The 12999-nt window shown below is 64.6% G+C and carries 29 protein-coding genes; all 29 read right to left on the reverse strand.

The genetic code is table 11. The annotated features are described in order from the left end of the window. Positions 1-148 precede the first annotated feature (148 nt). The 29 genes from DEIPH_RS03315 to DEIPH_RS03435 all read right to left on the reverse strand — a co-directional run bounded on the left by DEIPH_RS03315 (position 149) and on the right by DEIPH_RS03435 (position 12952). Positions 149-340, reverse strand: coding sequence for a hypothetical protein (locus DEIPH_RS03315; RefSeq protein ID WP_034353823.1), 192 nt, complete (start codon positions 338-340; stop codon positions 149-151). 158 nt (positions 341-498) lie between these two features. After that, positions 499-711, reverse strand: coding sequence for a hypothetical protein (locus DEIPH_RS19595; protein WP_152544771.1), 213 nt, complete (start codon positions 709-711; stop codon positions 499-501). Continuing rightward, positions 708-932 carry a hypothetical protein gene (locus DEIPH_RS03320; protein WP_034353826.1) on the reverse strand — a complete coding sequence of 75 codons (225 nt, stop codon included), beginning with the start codon at positions 930-932 and terminating at the stop codon, positions 708-710. Before DEIPH_RS03320 ends, DEIPH_RS19595 begins: the two co-directional genes overlap by 4 nt. A gap of 60 nt (positions 933-992) precedes the next feature. After that, positions 993-1667 (reverse strand): DUF4349 domain-containing protein, encoded by a 675-nt coding sequence (locus tag DEIPH_RS03325; protein WP_152544772.1) that lies wholly within the window; start codon positions 1665-1667, stop codon positions 993-995. Positions 1668-1675: 8 nt separating this feature from the next. After that, complete coding sequence (locus DEIPH_RS20095) at positions 1676-1843, reverse strand: hypothetical protein (protein WP_161636027.1); 168 nt, start codon at positions 1841-1843, stop codon at positions 1676-1678. After that, a complete protein-coding gene (locus DEIPH_RS19600; RefSeq protein ID WP_152544773.1) occupies positions 1840-2112 on the reverse strand; it encodes a hypothetical protein in 273 nt (90 codons plus the stop codon). The genes DEIPH_RS20095 and DEIPH_RS19600 overlap by 4 nt, the downstream gene beginning before the upstream one ends. Beyond that, positions 2109-2294: a hypothetical protein gene (locus tag DEIPH_RS03330; RefSeq protein WP_034353831.1), complete on the reverse strand. Its 186-nt coding sequence runs from the start codon at positions 2292-2294 to the stop codon at positions 2109-2111. The genes DEIPH_RS19600 and DEIPH_RS03330 overlap by 4 nt, the downstream gene beginning before the upstream one ends. Positions 2295-2385: 91 nt before the next feature. After that, on the reverse strand, positions 2386-3000 hold the full coding sequence (locus DEIPH_RS19085) for an HNH endonuclease (RefSeq protein ID WP_081790749.1): 615 nt from the start codon (positions 2998-3000) through the stop codon (positions 2386-2388). A gap of 68 nt (positions 3001-3068) precedes the next feature. Continuing rightward, positions 3069-3482, reverse strand: a complete 414-nt coding sequence (locus DEIPH_RS03340; RefSeq protein ID WP_051517111.1) for a DUF1064 domain-containing protein — start codon at positions 3480-3482, stop codon at positions 3069-3071. Beyond that, positions 3482-3769, reverse strand: coding sequence for a hypothetical protein (locus tag DEIPH_RS03345; protein WP_034353836.1), 288 nt, complete (start codon positions 3767-3769; stop codon positions 3482-3484). Before DEIPH_RS03345 ends, DEIPH_RS03340 begins: the two co-directional genes overlap by 1 nt. A 70-nt stretch (positions 3770-3839) precedes the next feature. Next, positions 3840-4064: a hypothetical protein gene (locus tag DEIPH_RS03350; protein WP_034353839.1), complete on the reverse strand. Its 225-nt coding sequence runs from the start codon at positions 4062-4064 to the stop codon at positions 3840-3842. A gap of 38 nt (positions 4065-4102) precedes the next feature. After that, entirely contained in the window at positions 4103-4786 is a 684-nt protein-coding gene (locus DEIPH_RS03355; RefSeq protein WP_034353841.1) for a hypothetical protein, read from the reverse strand. 113 nt (positions 4787-4899) lie between these two features. After that, positions 4900-5196 carry a hypothetical protein gene (locus DEIPH_RS19605; protein ID WP_034353844.1) on the reverse strand — a complete coding sequence of 99 codons (297 nt, stop codon included), beginning with the start codon at positions 5194-5196 and terminating at the stop codon, positions 4900-4902. Further along, positions 5193-5471, reverse strand: a complete 279-nt coding sequence (locus DEIPH_RS19610; protein ID WP_034353846.1) for a hypothetical protein — start codon at positions 5469-5471, stop codon at positions 5193-5195. The genes DEIPH_RS19605 and DEIPH_RS19610 overlap by 4 nt, the downstream gene beginning before the upstream one ends. 73 nt (positions 5472-5544) lie before the next feature. Continuing rightward, positions 5545-5850: a DUF7736 domain-containing protein gene (locus DEIPH_RS03370; protein ID WP_034353849.1), complete on the reverse strand. Its 306-nt coding sequence runs from the start codon at positions 5848-5850 to the stop codon at positions 5545-5547. After that, positions 5847-5990 (reverse strand): hypothetical protein, encoded by a 144-nt coding sequence (locus DEIPH_RS20100; RefSeq protein WP_161636028.1) that lies wholly within the window; start codon positions 5988-5990, stop codon positions 5847-5849. The genes DEIPH_RS03370 and DEIPH_RS20100 overlap by 4 nt, the downstream gene beginning before the upstream one ends. After that, positions 5987-6346 (reverse strand): hypothetical protein, encoded by a 360-nt coding sequence (locus tag DEIPH_RS19615; protein ID WP_152544775.1) that lies wholly within the window; start codon positions 6344-6346, stop codon positions 5987-5989. Before DEIPH_RS19615 ends, DEIPH_RS20100 begins: the two co-directional genes overlap by 4 nt. After that, positions 6343-7335, reverse strand: coding sequence for a hypothetical protein (locus tag DEIPH_RS03380; protein ID WP_034353853.1), 993 nt, complete (start codon positions 7333-7335; stop codon positions 6343-6345). Before DEIPH_RS03380 ends, DEIPH_RS19615 begins: the two co-directional genes overlap by 4 nt. Beyond that, positions 7332-7643 carry a hypothetical protein gene (locus tag DEIPH_RS03385; RefSeq protein ID WP_034353856.1) on the reverse strand — a complete coding sequence of 104 codons (312 nt, stop codon included), beginning with the start codon at positions 7641-7643 and terminating at the stop codon, positions 7332-7334. The genes DEIPH_RS03380 and DEIPH_RS03385 overlap by 4 nt, the downstream gene beginning before the upstream one ends. Next, positions 7640-7825, reverse strand: coding sequence for a hypothetical protein (locus tag DEIPH_RS03390; RefSeq protein WP_034353860.1), 186 nt, complete (start codon positions 7823-7825; stop codon positions 7640-7642). Before DEIPH_RS03390 ends, DEIPH_RS03385 begins: the two co-directional genes overlap by 4 nt. After that, positions 7822-8070: a DprA-like winged helix domain-containing protein gene (locus DEIPH_RS03395; protein ID WP_161636029.1), complete on the reverse strand. Its 249-nt coding sequence runs from the start codon at positions 8068-8070 to the stop codon at positions 7822-7824. Before DEIPH_RS03395 ends, DEIPH_RS03390 begins: the two co-directional genes overlap by 4 nt. After that, positions 8016-8237, reverse strand: coding sequence for a hypothetical protein (locus DEIPH_RS03400; protein WP_034353866.1), 222 nt, complete (start codon positions 8235-8237; stop codon positions 8016-8018). The genes DEIPH_RS03395 and DEIPH_RS03400 overlap by 55 nt, the downstream gene beginning before the upstream one ends. Then, positions 8227-8706 (reverse strand): hypothetical protein, encoded by a 480-nt coding sequence (locus tag DEIPH_RS03405; RefSeq protein ID WP_034353869.1) that lies wholly within the window; start codon positions 8704-8706, stop codon positions 8227-8229. The genes DEIPH_RS03400 and DEIPH_RS03405 overlap by 11 nt, the downstream gene beginning before the upstream one ends. Beyond that, complete coding sequence (locus DEIPH_RS18575; RefSeq protein ID WP_051517113.1) at positions 8699-9589, reverse strand: helix-turn-helix domain-containing protein; 891 nt, start codon at positions 9587-9589, stop codon at positions 8699-8701. The genes DEIPH_RS03405 and DEIPH_RS18575 overlap by 8 nt, the downstream gene beginning before the upstream one ends. A gap of 56 nt (positions 9590-9645) precedes the next feature. Beyond that, on the reverse strand, positions 9646-10608 hold the full coding sequence (locus tag DEIPH_RS18580; RefSeq protein ID WP_051517114.1) for a ParB/RepB/Spo0J family partition protein: 963 nt from the start codon (positions 10606-10608) through the stop codon (positions 9646-9648). Then, positions 10595-11155, reverse strand: a complete 561-nt coding sequence (locus DEIPH_RS03420) for a hypothetical protein (RefSeq protein WP_034353871.1) — start codon at positions 11153-11155, stop codon at positions 10595-10597. The genes DEIPH_RS18580 and DEIPH_RS03420 overlap by 14 nt, the downstream gene beginning before the upstream one ends. A 174-nt stretch (positions 11156-11329) precedes the next feature. After that, entirely contained in the window at positions 11330-12004 is a 675-nt protein-coding gene (locus tag DEIPH_RS18585; protein WP_051517115.1) for an ERF family protein, read from the reverse strand. Continuing rightward, positions 11979-12617 carry an HNH endonuclease signature motif containing protein gene (locus DEIPH_RS19095; protein WP_081790751.1) on the reverse strand — a complete coding sequence of 213 codons (639 nt, stop codon included), beginning with the start codon at positions 12615-12617 and terminating at the stop codon, positions 11979-11981. The genes DEIPH_RS18585 and DEIPH_RS19095 overlap by 26 nt, the downstream gene beginning before the upstream one ends. Before the next feature lie 122 nt (positions 12618-12739). Further along, positions 12740-12952 carry a hypothetical protein gene (locus DEIPH_RS03435; protein WP_034353874.1) on the reverse strand — a complete coding sequence of 71 codons (213 nt, stop codon included), beginning with the start codon at positions 12950-12952 and terminating at the stop codon, positions 12740-12742. Between the last annotated feature and the right edge of the window lie 47 nt (positions 12953-12999).

A 12999-nucleotide genomic window follows, 5' to 3' on the forward strand; every position in this document is an offset into this window, starting at 1 on the left:
CCTCCTCTCTCTCGCCTCTAGCCCAGGCGCGGGCGTATGGGTGGCGGGGCGCGGCTGCTCTGCCGCTTCCTGCCATGCGGGGGCACGGTGGCCCCCTGTCGGTTGGGTGTGATCGTCTTTTCTCAGCCTCTCGGCTTCCCGGCGCGTCTCATTCCGGCTGCATCGGCCACAGCTCCCCGTCCCCATCACCCGGCAACGCCGCCGCATACCACGCCTCTCCATCCCCCGCAGGCAGCACGCCCAGGCGCACGAGTTCTGCCGCGTACCAGTCGGTCAGCATCTGCGCCTCACGGGTCGGGCGTCCGGTCCAGTTGATCGGCCTGCTCTCACACCTGGGCATGGGCGGTCCTCCGGGTTTCTGTGACAGAGAGTTCTAGGGCCTGCCCCGCCTGCTGCCCTTCTGCCGGGCTTCCATGCGCCTGCCCGTAACGCCGCCGTTGTGCCGGGTCCGGTGCAGCGCGCGCCACATGGCCTTTCTCTCCCTCAGGGAGCGTCCGTTCAAAACACTCCCAGCGCGTTCAGCAGGGCAAACTGGTCGCCTTCGTTGAGGATGGGCACAGGGTTGATCCTTGCCAATTCCCAATCCTCCGCACTGGGCGAGGGGGATTGGTCATAGGTCGCTGCCAGATATTCCTCAGCGGCCATTTCGCTGCCACAGTCCGGGCAATCATAGATGAAGGGCGTACCGTGCTGGCAGGCTGAGCGGCTCACACGTCCCGCCGCTGGATCGTGGCTTTCGTACCGCACTTACTCCGCTTGAGGCGGTACTCACTGCGGGGCAGAACTTGCGTGCTGACGTAAGAGCGGTCCTGATGGTCCTGATTGGCCTGCCACTTGCTCAGGGCGTCAGCGGCGGGCTTACTGGCGGCTTCCAGGGCGGCTTTCGCGGCGGGGAGGTCGGGCGTCTCTACCGTCTCAAGGTCAGTCCACATGAACACCTCAAAAGAAAATCCCCCGCTCCTCAGGGGAAACGGGGGGACTCTAGCGAGATTCTAGCTTGACGCACCCACTTTGACAAGGTGGTCTGGTAATTCTTCGTGCTTACACCACTTCCACAGGTCAGTCATCAGGGCGCGGTCATCGTCGGTGGCCTTCGGGCTGGGGCGATAGCGGGCGCGTTCTTTGCGGTACCAGTAGGGCAGGGCGTCCCTTCCCCCCAGCAGGTAGGCACTGAGGCGGGCGTGCAGGGCGGTGGGCAGGGTGCGGGTGTCCAACGTGTACCGCTCCGGCGCATAGGTGGCCTCCAGATACCCGGTGACGCCCAGAGCCTCCACCCGCACCGCGTACAGGTAGGGCAGGCCAGCGGGCGCAGCGCGGCGGGTGTCAATCTCTGACAGGTCACGGGCCAGCGCCCTCATGCGGGATTCGAGCCGGTCAATGTCCCGATTCGCCTGCTGAATGTCCGCCACCGTCCCGGCGCGGATGGCCTTCATCAGCCGCCAGTAACGGGTTTCAAGGGCCTGCCGGGCGTCCATGAGGCGCTGGTACTCGGTTCCGCCTGCTACGGGCGTGTGCGGCGTGGCGTGGGGGGCAGGTTGCTGGGCGCGTTCGGGCATAACGGTGTGGGAGCCGTTGAGACTGACGGCAAGGGCGTTCAGGCGGTGAGAGTGGCGCTGCTGGGCGAGGTCGGGGAGGTCGCGAACACGGAGGGGCAGGGGTTCAGGCATTCAGTCTCCTAATCGGCGGCGTCCGCCAGCATCCCGCGCTCCCGGTCCCGCATCGCCTTCAGGTAGGCGTCCTTGAGCGGTTCGGCGTCCCGGCCCACCTCGCGCAGCAGGGCGGATTCATCGGGGCAGGCGCGGTAGCGGTCGGCGCGGGTGATGCGGGAGGTGGGGCGCTTCATCCGTACCGCCAGCGCAGTTCGGAGGGCGTCATGCCACTGCGAATCAGGCAGGCCGCCACCGTCTCCACGCCGTACAGGTGCGCGTCGGCCAGCACGTTCATGTCAGTGGCGAGGGTGTGGACCTGCCAAGGGGGAAGGAGCGTGCCGGTCGAGAGGGCGACGGTCAATGCCCGGCTCAGCTCCAACAGGTTTGGCTTAGGGGGCTTGCGATTCTCGCGGGGGGCGTCAGCGGGCAAGCCCAGCTTGCGGAGGCGGGTACGGCGCTTCATGGCAGCGCCCCGTGTGAGGCGTGGTAGGTCAGCAGATACAAAAAGCATGAACCCGCGATCAGGCCGAGAAAGCTCGCAGCACTCCACCACGGCACGGGATTTTCCGCCATATCTGCGGCCATCAGGGCGGCAAATATGCCGAGCACGGCGAGCATGCCTGCAACAATCAAAAAGTCGGTCATGCCCTCCCCTCCAACGGCAGCTCAGCCACGCTCTTCACCACGTCAAGCGGGCCGTACAGGTGTTCATAGAACTTGCGCTTGATGCGGAACCTCACAGAAGCCTGCCTATCCACTCAGTTGGCAGCTTCGGTCCTTTTTGCTGATTACAATCACGGCAGGAAATGCAGATGTTCTCTGGACCGTTGGAACCGCCACGAGAGAGGGGGACGATATGATCTACGTGATAAGCGCACCCAACCGTCTTTCTGCACCACCAACAAAGCCCCTTCTGCATTTCAAATCGACGCTCTATGTCAGCCCTCGTATGTTTTCCCTCGGCGGCCCGCTCTCTCGCTCTACGGCGCGCCGCACAGACGCGACCTTGAAGCTTGACTTTTTCCGGGTTAGCTCTTGCCCATGCTCGAACACGATCACGATTAGCTTGAGGATTGGCTTGATTGCGAAGTCTATCAAGCTCACGCCCCCTGGTGACGCGATATTCACGCTTTCTTTCGCGCTCATGCTCCTCGTTTTTCGCGGCCCAATCACGCTTGTAGCTCGCCACCTTCTCCGGATTGGCATCCGAAAAAGCCTTTGAAGCTTTGACTTTACAAGACTTGCATTGCGCTGAGAGGCCATCCGCGTAAGGACTCTTATAAAAGTTCTCCAAATTGGCCTCCTTTAGAACGCCACACTTGGTACACCTTTTTTCTGCTAGAGTTTTCATGTCGGAACCTCCATTCCGGCCACGGCTCAGGGTGTTGGTAGCACCGCTGGGCCATAACTATTTGCATTTTAGCTTGACTGCCTCCCTTCAAGCGGCATCTGACTTACTTTCTTGACTACATCTATTTCATAACTGTATTTCTCTTCAAATAATTTTTGCTTTATTCGGAAAACCGCAGTGATGACTCCTTTTGTGTCAATTACACGAGGAAGCCCCGTGACGTAATGAACCAAAAAATCCCCGACATATGACACGCCCGCCCCCAGGTCGAACACGGGCTGAGGCTCCCAGTCCAGCACGAGGCCGCCTTGCTTCATGAGGTCCAGTTGGGCAGCGGCGTCCGCTTCGAGCTTGCTGTCATAGGTGACGCCTGCGTAGGTCGTGCGGCGGGCGTTGTACTTCCCGTTCCGGGCAGGCTTAGGCGCGTCCACACCAGCGCGGGCGAGGGCTTCAGGGGTGATGCCAGCAGAAAAGCGGGCCATTACCAACTCACCGTGTAGTAGGCCGCACTGCCGGTATCACGCTGATCTGGCGTGTAGTACGTGACCTTGTAGCCCTTGCGCCCTAGCGCCGCCTTGACACCCGTTTCCAGCGTATCCACCCGGATAGCGCTCTGCCCTGACTCGGTGGCACGGGCAATCTCCTGGGCAAGCCGCTCAATTTGCATGCGGGCGGCGGTGGTGCTGGCCGCCTGCAACTTGGCCCTCATGCTGCTGGCCTCGGGAAGAACGGCATCCAACTTGAGTGTTCCAATCAGGTCAAACTCCATATATTCCTCCAATGGAATAAGCAAGCGCCCCCACCGCTCAGGCAGGGGCGCGTCTCTGTGACAGAGAGATTCAGGCGAGCGGACAGCCCTCATGGTGCCCGCCCCCGCACCCGCACAGGCGGCAGGGTTCGGTAGGAGCAAACTCAAAGCCGCGCATGAGGTCGCCCAGCAGCGCGGCGAAGGGCGCAATAGCCCGCTCCATGTCGCGGAAGGCTTGCGTCAGCGGGTGGGGTGGGCGCGGGTATAGCTCAGCCAGCACGCGGCGGGTCATCTGATCGGGCGTCTCGTCGGGCATGGGAAACCTCAGCGGCCCCAGTGAGGGGCGAGAGCGGGTCAGGCGGCTTTTTGTTGCGACAGAACCTGTTGAGAGAGCCAGCGCCCCGTGCGGCGCTTCCGGGGGTCGCGGCAGGCCAGGAGCCACGCGGCCACTTCCTCCACGCGGTAGCAGTACCCGCCGCTGCGAGTGCGGATATGGGGACAGCCGAGCTTGGCCCACTGGCACAGCGCCTCCGTGGTCCGGCCAGTCATCCCGGCAAGCTCCCCCGCCCCGACATAGCCACGGGGCGGGGACTTTGGACCAATCGGGGGGGCGACCCTGGCCGCGTCCCGCTCGTCATACAGATAGAGCAGGCCGCCCGCGCTGCTGTCTCTCAGGCGGCGAAACGGCAGACCCTTCAGCCGTTCCTGCACCCGGCTCTGGGCCATGTTCCAGCGGCGCATCAGTTCATGCTGAGTGACCATGCCGGGGGGTCGCTCCCTGAGGACCGGATTGGCCTCCTGTTCAGCCAGGAGCGCCCGCGCTGCGGCGCGTGTGATGCACGGGCAACGGGTGCCCACAGGTTTGATTGGGATACCCCGGTGCGTGAGATGCGCCTTGAGTGCAGCGAAGTCCGCAAAGGCCAGCGGTGCCCACAGTTCCGCGACAGGCACCAGATGGGCCGGTATCTCATTCAGGTTGTGCGTCTCGATGCCGTAAAGCAGTTCCGAACGGCTCATCCCGAGCGCCCGGTAAATCATTTCATGGCTCTCACCTTTCAGGAGGCGGATGCGTACACGGCGGCACGTTTCAGGTGTCCACTGCACCCGCCCGCCAGAACTGCGGGGGACCGGTTCAATGTGGGACTGGCGTCTTACCTTTCCCATCCCTGCCTCCCTCCCCGGCAGTGGCTCACGTACCGGTAGGCGCGTTCCAGGCGGTCCAGTGCCCAGGTCAGCGGGGCATCCCGGCGCAGGGGCACGGGGACCGTGGAGAGCGAGGCCGCGCCGCGCAGCCGCCACCGGTGGGCGAGGGCGGCGCGCTGTTCGGAGACAGTCGCCTCACGCCACAGCAGGGTCACGTCCACGGCCTCCTCCCGGTGGGGGTAGAGCCTCCAGTCCTCTGAGGTGGGGCGCAGGGTGTTGGCATCGGTATAGGCGGGGCGGCTCATCCGCGCCTCGTGGGGAAGCCAGCGGTTTCCAGAAGAGTTCGCAGGGTGTAGGTGCGCTCGGGATAGGGCCGGGGCGGGGGGGCGGTATCGGCGCTCAGGCGGGCGAGGAAGGCGCGGCGCTGGCGTTCCAGCTCTACGGCCCGCAGTTCGTCCCGCTCCCGCCTCAGCGTGGCTGTGGTGAGGCGCAGGCGGGCATTCTCGCGGCGGGCGGCGTGGAGTTGGCAGGCGGCGTAGGCGGCGAGAGCAGCGGTCAGCAGGATGAGGGTCCGGTTCATTCGCACCTCAAAGGCGAGCGCCCCGGCCTGGGGAGGCGGGGCGCTGGGGCGGGTTTTTGTGACAGATAGGGGGCTAAAGGCCGATGACGATGCGCTTTCCTGCAGGGATGAGATTCATAATCTCTTCAAAGGTGGGGGCGGGGCGCTCTCCCCACAGCTCACTGTGGATGCCCTCCCAGTTCAGGCCAAGCTCATGCGTCCAGACGGAGCGCCCCAGGGTCTTTTCAAGCGCCTCATGGAACACGTCAAACGGCATACTCAGCTCTTTCACCGTCATCTGAAACTCTGCCCGCTCCCGGCAGGTCATGCTCTCCCAATAGTGAGACCCGGCCAGCGCGATAGCTCTCTCTTTGCCAATGCTGATCTGTTGGGGCTTCATGTGCTCTCCTTTTCAACCAAAGTACAGCGTCCATCCCAGCGCACGCCTGCCGTGAAGCGCAGGCCGCAGCGGGCGCAGGTGAAGGTGACCTGGGGGCGGAAGGCGTAGGCGGTGACGGGTCGCCAGTCATGGCGGGTCATCTGCACACCTCAATCAGCGCATCCGGGTATTCCCGGCAGGCGGTCAAGTACCGCTGAAGCCAGGGCAGGAGGTGGATATAGAGGCCCCATCCATTCGGGCTGTCAAACGCCTTGAACCGCTCCGGGTCGGCCTCCATCTCCGCTATGCCGCGCTCCAGAACCGGGATGATCTGATGGGCGTGGGTATAGCCGTGCTCATCAGGCCGCCACACGGCTTCATAGAGGCCCGCTTCAGAGGCCATGCGGTTGAGGTTGTGAGTGATGTTCGCGTCAAATACCGTCTCTGTCTCTTGTCCGCGTCCACAGCAGGGGCAGCGGTTCCCAACGGTGCGAATCAGGGTTACGTCAAGGCTCATGCTCTCTCCCCTTTCGGGCGGGCCGCACCAATCGCCTGCTGGTAGAGGTTCAGGCAGCGGACGGTGTAGTAGATGACCCGTTCCAACTTCTCCGGGTCACTGCGGACGGCCCCGAGGCGGCTGTGAACGGTCAGCGGGCCTCCCGGCTCGGGGCGGTGGCAGCGGGGGCAGATGAAGGCCCACACGGGCGGCGTGCCGTCATTCGGGCGGGCTTCATGATCGCCAATAGGCAGGTGATGCGCCTCGTGGGGGAATCCGCTCTCAGCGGGCGTGCGTCCGCACCAGTAGCAGGGCGCGTTCAGCTTGCCGAACGTCACGTAATCCACCGGCGCGGCGGCGGGCTTCACGGGTGCGTTAGGCCGGGCCTCCTCCGCTTCCACGATGTAGGTGCGGGTCGGGTCAATGTCGCCGTTGCCCAGCCTCAGCAGGAAGTCTTTCACCTGCTCACTGCTGTTCGCCCAGGCTTTCGGGAGGATGGCCCGCACCTCCAGGTCACTCAGGCCCTCCGTGTTCAGGGTGGTGCGGGCACGCTGGGCAGCATCGTCCAGCACGTCCTTCGTCTCTGCTGTCACCCGCACGGTGGTCGTGGGGGCGCGGTGGCCCGCTACCACTTCCGCGAGGTTCCCGGCTTCGATGTGGGCGCGTACCACGTCAGGGGAGAGGTTCAGGCGGTCCAGCGCCTTGCCGATCAGCTCCCCTTCGGTGAGGCTGGCAGGGGTAAAACCGCCCTCCAGAGCGCAGCCCGTGAAGAGGTAGGGCCAGAACCCCTGAACGGTGCGGCCTTTCGTGCTGCCCCGGCGCTGCATCTCCCCTAGGACACGGGAGAGAAAGGCGTGCATGGTGATGTTCTCGCGCTTCTTCACTTCCTCCCAGCCCAGCCACAGATTCCGGCTGAGAGCCTGTTGCATGGGCCAGGTGGCGAGGTCGTAGGCGAGGAACTGCTCAGCCAGGGATGTTTCTGTGACAGAGAGAATCGGGGGTGCGGTCACGCCTCCCCTTTCAGGGAAGTGAGCGTCCACCAGTCCCCATACCGCGCAGGCTCCTCCGGGCGGCGGGCAATGGCCTCGGCCAGCGCGTCCCGGCACACGTCAGACAGGCCGTGATCGGTCAGCAGGGCCAGACACAGCCGCACGTTCTCCGGGGTGCAGGCGAACACGTGCTCAGGGCCGCCGAACTCGTGGGTGAGGATGTACCACGTGAGCGGGGGAAGCGGGGCGGGGATGGGCTGCGGGCGGGGACGGACGAAGAAGCCGCGCAAGCGGGAAGCGAGCGCGGCGAGGGGGAGCGGGGTGGTCATGTTCTCTCCAGTTGCACCCGTTCCCACCCCGCCCACCCCCGCAGCAGCGTTTCGGTGGCGAGGAGGCGGGCGGCGCGGCGGCTCAGGCCGTGGCTCTCCAGCCACAGCGTCAGGTGGTGGGGGCAGGCGGTGGTCAGGGTGTGGGTGCCGCAGCCGGTGAGGCGGTAGTGGGCGGGGGTCAACTCACCCACAGCCAACCGTCACGGGTTTCCAGGGGGCCGTCCGGGCCGCCGATGTTCTGTTCGGCGGCCCGGAGAATGCCCAGCACCAGGCCGGGGACCAGGTTCAACTCCCGCGCGATCTGCTCAATGGGCCGGGGTTCGGCGGTCAGCGCCGCCAGCACGCGGTCCCGGACAGGGTGGAGGCGGGCCGTCACCGCGCCGCCTTCTGCCGGGCCTTCGCGCAGCAGGTAAACGGCGGCGTCCAAATCTGGAGAACGTAGCCCTTGCGCGGCGTCACCGCCTCAATCAGCTTCGCCTCCCCCCCGCAGTGGGGGCAGCGCAGCTTCTCCGGGTTGCCGATCACCGCACCGCCGTTGCGGGTCAGCAGCTCCCCGAGGGTGGCGGGGCGGTTCAGGCGGCCATCAGGACGCATCGGGGAGCGCCTGCCTTCTGGGGCCAGCGGTCAGGACGGGCGTGGCAGCCTGCGCCTGCTGGGTGAGGTGTTCGGCGTAGCGTTCCAGAAACTCGCGCTTGAGCCAGGGGAGGCGGTCGGCGTCCACTTCCCCGAGCGGCTTGCCGTTCGTGACACGGTTCATCAGGGTGCGCGTGTAGGTGCCGGGCAGGGTGGCCGCCTCGCCCCGCGTGGCGCGGTCTACGGCGGCGTCCCACTCGCTGAGCGCCTGCGCCTTGAAACTGGGGCGGGCGTAGTCAATCAGCTTTTGCACGCTGGGGAAGAAGTCATCAAAGCGCACCGAGGCGGCGATGGCCTGCGCCCACTCATCAGCGGTCAGGCCCGCGCCCCGGATGGTCAGGGCATAGAGGCGCGTCAGGGGCGCGGAAGGCGTCTGTTTGTGCCGCTCGCACAGCAGCTCCCAGTAGGCGGTGAACTCCAGTTCAGTCATCGAATACCCCCGTGACGGCCTGCCGGGTGTCTTCCATGCGGGCCGCGAAGCGCTCGTTTGCCTGGGTTTGGGTTTGCGGGCGGGTCGCCGCCGCACCCTTGAGCGGGAACAGGCCCGCCCAGCCGTTCGTGATGCTCTGCTCCATCACGGCCAGCGGGTCGGGCTGCGCGGCCAACATCTTGAGCTGACGGCCCAGCGTCTCAGGCAGGCAGGAAAGCCGCCGCTTGCGCCGGTAGGCCAGCCAGTCCGCCCACGCCTCCGCAAAGCCTTGTAGGGCCGTTAGCGGGGCGGGAAGGGGCACGTCCTCGGGCCGGGCCGCCGCATCGCCGCCCGGAACTTTTTCAAGGGCTGTGGGTGGGTGGGTGATTCCCGCCTTCTGCCTTGCCTGACCCGGATTCCCGACAGGGGGAAGGGAGGTGTCAGATTCTGCCGGGATAGGGGTGGGCTGCTCCGCGCGGCGGGGTTCCGCGCCATCTTTTTTCTTTGTCCTGTCAGTCTTCGTAGAGTCAGTATTTGTAGTTACGGGTTTCCCGTCAGACGGTTTTCCCGTCTGACGGTTTTCCCGTTCATCGGTGACTTCGTAGGCCCAACCCGAGAGCCTGCCGTTTTCATCCTGCGCGGCCTTCCGGGAGATATACCCGGCGGCGATCAGTTCTTTCATCGCGTTCTGATGGGCTTCTCTGCCGTCGCTGCTTAGTGTTTCGAGCTGGCGCATGTAGTAGCGCCAGTCATCGGGAAAGCTGAGCATCACGCCCAGCAGCCCCTTTGCCTTGAGACTCAGCGCCGGGTCGCGCAGCATGGCGTTTGCCAGCATCGTGAAGGGCGCGGTGCGCCGGTTGCGGAACCCCGCGCCCCGTTCCTGCGTATCATGTTGGGAAGTCATAGAACCTCAAGCCGCCCGCGTCTCGTCCACGCGGGCGGCTCCGTTTTGAGAAGGGATTAGGTCAGCAGCGGCTCGGCTTCCAGCGTGATGACGTGGCCGCCTCTGGCGTTGGTCGGCTCAACTTCCAGCCAGTCATTCAGCAGGTCGCGCAGCTCGCGGGCAAGGCGGTAAATCCCCATCTGCTGCGCGTAGGACGTGGCGAGGATGGCCGGGGCCTCCCGCTCGAACTCCAGAACGCGGCTCAGGGCGCGGCTCAGGGCGTCAGCCTGCTCTGAATGGCCTGCCTGCTGTAGCGCGTCCTGTAGCACCGTGTAAGGGGTGTCGCTCGGCAACGTGCGGCGACCCGCGTCATAGACCTCATTGGGGATGCGCTCGGGGAGGTCGAACGGCGGTGCAGCGGCCAGCACCTCGCCCGTTTCTGGGTCGTGGGGCGGCGGCCAGGGCGCAGGTTCGGTAGGCGGCGCGACTGGGACGGGTTGGAAGCTGGGCGGGTTGGCGGGTGTGGGGCGCTTGCCGATGTTGGCGGTGTTCTGCGTGTAGGTGGTGCCGTTGCGCTCAACGGTGCGGCTATCATTAAACGGTTTAAAGATGTCCAACTCACGCCGCATGTTGCCGACGAACATGCTGCTTACGCCGCACTGCCGCGCAATCTTGGTGTCCACCCAGCCCTGCCACTCCGCATCTCGCAACAGCGTCTCCACCGCCCGCCGCTTGTCCGCATTCGTGCGCCGGAGGCCGTGGGTGCTGTTCGCCCCCACGCTGTAGAGAATCGCGTCCCGGCGCGTGCCCTGCCGTACATCGGCGTCAATCTCGCGCCACTCGATCTGCTCATGCGCCCGGTAGCGGTGGAAACCGTCGGCCAGCCAATACTCGGAGCCGTCATAGAACACGGTGACGGGGGGCAGGACCACGTCGCTCAGCAGCGCGTCGGCGTATTCCTGAATGGCCGGAAGGCTGACTTCAGCGCGGGTCTGCGTGCCGCCGTCCGTGCGAATCTGCGCGAGTTTAAGCCTTTGCATCGCCGTCCCCGTCCTTCAGGTCTTTGGGAATGTCAAAGAGGGGCAGCATCAGCGGGTCTTTCTGCTCACCGTACACGCGGGCCTGCTCGGCGTACATGCTCGCCCGCTTCGCCCATTTCACGACCGCCCGCATGGCCTCGCCATACTTCCGGGCCACGTCCTTATCCGTCCCCAGTCGCCACGTGCCGTCATTGTCAAAGAAGCCGACGTGAATGCCGTAGATATCGTAGATTTCCTGCTCTGCCCGCAGACAGGCGGCCTTCGCGGTGTCGGGCGTCACGCCCAGCGCAGCGGCAATCTCCCGGTAGTGCATCCCCTGGTAAAGTCCCTTCGATTCCAGCAGTTCCAGCGCCTTAATCCATGAGGTCTTTTCGGTGAGCTTCGCCAGCTTGTGTTCGCGGATGGTGGCGGCCAGCTTGCCTGAGTACATCAGGGTCAGGGTGTTCATGAGGCTGACGCGGGCGCGGGGGTTGTCCGGGCTGAGCTTCTTGTACAGGCTCAGCGGGACCTTGCTGGCCCGTTCGGGCGCGTCGAACAGTCGAATCATCTGCTACACTCCTTCTTGACTTGGTGAGGCCCCCGCGCATCTGCGGGGGCTTTGTCTTGCTTCCGAACCGCCGCGCTGCGGCCACCGTCCCGACTCGCACGGGCTGGGGGCTGTCCCCCGGTGACGTGAAAACCCCCGCGCTGGGCGGGGGCTGCGGTGGTGTTCGGGTGCTGTTCAGGCGGCTTCGAGCTTCGGTTCCCGCTCTGCCGCGTCCTGAAGTTTTTTCGCCTCAGCCACTGTGAGGTCCGTGAAGCTGCCGACCCTGAACCCCAGCACCTCGGCGGCAAAGTCCTTGTCTGCGCCGTCCCACTTCGTCCCCGCGAGGATGGCCCCGAGGCGGGCATGTAGCTGCTGCGCCTGCCCGGAGGTCAGAACGGGGCCGGTAGGCGGCTGCGCGGGCCGGGTGGGTGTCTGGGTGCGGGGCGGGGCCTGCTGCGCCTTCTGGGGGCCTCTGGGGGCGCTGGCGGCGTGTCCGTCGTCGTCGTCATCGGCCACGATGCCGAGAGCCGCGCTCAGGGAGTACCGACGCAAATACGTCAGGCCCGACCCCGCGCCCTGCGGATCGTCTTTTTGCAGCTTTACGCGGGCACGGCTGCTGATGTATTCCCCGGAGGCGTGCAGCAGCATCGTTTCCAGGGCGATGTACCCCGGCTCATCGGTCACGGGCATTTGAACCACACTCAGCCCGTTCTCTGCCAGGGCATCCCGGCAGGCGTCAAATACGCTGCCCAGATCGGCATATTTCGACTTGAGATGCCCGTTCTCAGAGGTCTTGAGCGCGGGACGAATAAGGCCCTGCACTTTAGACAGGGCCTTGGCGAGTTCAGACAGTGTGTTGCTTTTTTCCACGTCGTTCTCCGAAAAACACGCCGCGCTTTATTGCGCTGACGGTAGGTTGCGAAACTCCAAACCTCGCTGCTATGTCTACCTGCCGCCCCTCGGCAAGTCGTATCTGCTCTGCTGTATCCAGGGAGACCTTTCGCAGGGTTTCAACAACTTCGCCTCCAAGCTCTACATGCGTGACACCGCGCTTTACTGCGCTGATTGTGGCTCCACTGACCCCGAAATGGCGGGCAAGCGCTGTAGTCGATTCCTGACTGTTCCGAATCTCAACCACATCAAGCGGCGAAAGCTTTGCAGTGTTGACGCGTCCCTTGGCGGCGCAGTCGCGCATATTCGCCGCGTTGTCTCCCAAAAACAAATGCTCTGGGTTCACGCAAGAGGGGTTATCGCATCTGTGGCATACGGTTGAATTTTCAGGCAGCTCCCCTTTGAAGAGCATGTACGCGGCTCTATGAGCGGTCATTGATTGCGCGTCTTTAGATCGAAAAGCCTTTGGCACGAAGAACACGCCGTACCCTTTGGGGAGCTTGCTACCCTGCCAAATCCAACAGTCCCCAACTACGACGGTTTTCGACATGAAACGCGCTTTTACGTCCTCAAGGCTCGGCTTCTTAGGCATGCCTTATTGTATCACGATTTTAAGCGTAATACGCTATAAGCCTTTATCTTTCACGGCGACCTTGACGGCGGCCTGCGCTTTGCTGAGGGCGGCTCCGATGTTGGCGAGCGATTCACTGTGATTCATGCAGTAACCTCGACTTTCTCTGCGGTAGAAACTTCGGCCTCAACCTCTCCCCCGATGTGGCTCAGCGCCAGCGCGTGCCGGTGCTGGGCCGCGAGGTACGCCGCGTCATATGCGCCCGACGCGGCCAGCAGAGCGGCGCAGGCGGCGCGGTAGCGGTCCAGGCGGGTGAGGTGGTCGTGGCCGGGGGTGGGCAGGGCGTGGGGGGTCATATGGTCCTCCAGATATGGCGGGGAAGCACAATCTGCGGGGGAAGCTC

The organism is Deinococcus phoenicis, from assembly GCF_000599865.1.
Lineage (GTDB): Bacteria > Deinococcota > Deinococci > Deinococcales > Deinococcaceae > Deinococcus > Deinococcus phoenicis.